Genomic DNA, 1,996 nt, shown 5'->3' on the forward strand with positions numbered 1-1,996 from the left:
CCCACGCCACTAAGATATTCTTTAACGATTTTTAGTTTTAATTCAAAAGGATATTTTGCCATACAAATAACGACCCCCAAAAGTTAGATTTTTTGGTCTAACTTTTGGGGGTCGCTTCAAGCCAAGGTTCTTTTTTATGCTATTTAGCGTAATCAGTTGCTCGCGTTTCACGAATAACCGTTACTTTGATATGTCCTGGATAATCAAGATCATCTTCAATTTTTTTGCGGATATCACGTACTAGACGAACCGCATCTAAATCGGAGATCTCTTCTGGCTTAACCATAACTCGTACTTCTCGTCCTGCTTGTACAGCAAAACTTGAATCTACACCTTTGAAGCCATTCGCAATATTTTCTAAGTTTTGTAAACGACGGATATAGTTTTCCAACGATTCGCTACGTGCACCTGGTCTAGCAGCGGATAAAGCATCTGCTGCAGCTACCAGCACAGAGATAACTGAAGTAGCTTCTACGTCTCCATGGTGGGATGCAATTGCGTTAATGACTACAGGATTTTCTTTATATTTGGCAGCAAGTTCAGCACCAATCTCAACATGTGAGCCTTCAATTTCATGATCAAGTGCTTTCCCAATATCATGCAGCAGTCCAGCACGTTTTGCTAACTGAATGTCCTCACCTAATTCAGCAGCTAGAACACCCGAAAGTTTTGCCACTTCAATTGAGTGATTCAATACGTTTTGTCCATAACTGGTTCTAAAGCGTAAACGTCCCAATATCTTGATCAAATCAGGATGTAGGGTATGTGCACCGACTTCAAAGGCTGCTTGTTCCCCATATTCACGGATGTGTTCATCCATTTCTTTGCGGGATTTCTCAACCATCTCTTCAATACGTGCAGGATGGATCCGTCCATCTTGGATCAGTTTCTCTAATGTCATTCGTGCAATCTCTCGACGGATTGGATCGAATCCTGATAGTACAACTGCTTCTGGTGTGTCATCGATAATCAGATCAATACCGGTCAATGTTTCCAATGTCCGAATATTGCGTCCTTCTCGTCCAATGATTCGACCTTTCATCTCGTCATTTGGTAATGATACGACAGATACTGTTGTTTCTGATACTTGATCTGCAGCACAACGTTGAATTGCTAATGACAATAAGTTTTTCGCTTTACGATCTGCTTCTTCTTTTGCACGTTGCTCTGATTCTTTTACCATAATCGTTAATTCATGATTCAATTCTTCTTCCGTTGATTTCATGATCAACTCTTTGGCTTCCTCTCTAGACAAAGCCGCAATACGCTCTAATTCTTGCTGTTGCCCATCGATTAGTTTTTCTACTTCTTTTTCTCGCTCGTCAATTAATTGTTGTTTCTCACTAAGTCTGTTTTCTTTTTCTTCCAGTGAGTGCTCTCGTTTTTCCAAAGAATCATCTTTGCGATCAAGTACTTGTTCTCTTTGGAGCAAGCGATTTTCTTGTGATTTTAAATCAAGTTTGCTTTCTTTCAACTCACTTTCAATCTCTGACCGATAACGCTGATTTTCTTCCTTAGCTTCTAACAATGCTTCTTTTTTTAGAGTTTCTGCTTCTTTTTTAGCGCTTTCGATAATTCCAGTTGCAGAATTTTGCGCGCCATTGATCTCTTTTTCGTGACGAGATTTGGTCACAAAAACTCCTAATCCAAGACCGACAATTAAACCGATGATAGCGAGGAGAATGTAAAGTAGTTCCAATGAATCCACCTCCATACTATCTTTTACAATATTTTGTAGTTTTGATAAACAAATTAAAATAAATTATCAAGTTGCCTACTGCTATGTGGAAACCCACATAAGTTTATTCTAATGTTTGTACACAAGAGTGTCAACTTTAAATCCTATGTACATCACCTCCGAGAGTGTAAAATATTTTGTGTAAATAGAAAAAAGGAAGTCCCTTCTGTAGAATAGAGCTACCACAACACATTCACAGAAGAGAGGACTTCCCTATGAACGATTTTACTACAGAAATTCTAAAGACTCTAGCGAACA

The 1,996-nt window shown here is 38.8% G+C and carries 1 protein-coding gene; it reads right to left on the minus strand.

Going from position 1 to position 1,996, the window contains the following annotated elements; all coding sequences use genetic code 11:
- Nucleotides 1-139 precede the first annotated feature (139 nt).
- Nucleotides 140-1,714: a ribonuclease Y gene (gene rny / locus DVW06_RS16740; protein ID WP_029487351.1), complete on the minus strand. Its 1,575-nt coding sequence runs from the start codon at nucleotides 1,712-1,714 to the stop codon at nucleotides 140-142.
- Nucleotides 1,715-1,996: the final 282 nt, after the last annotated feature.

Source organism: Enterococcus sp. ARL09-542 (genome assembly GCF_005234805.1).
In the GTDB taxonomy this organism is placed as follows: Bacteria; Bacillota; Bacilli; order Lactobacillales; family Enterococcaceae; genus Enterococcus_D; species Enterococcus_D gallinarum.

Bases quoted from the DNA above. Each gene is read 5' to 3' on its own strand.
- rny (WP_029487351.1), bottom strand. From the start codon at position 1,714: ATGGAGGTGGATTCATTGGAACTACTTTACATTCTCCTCGCTATCATC.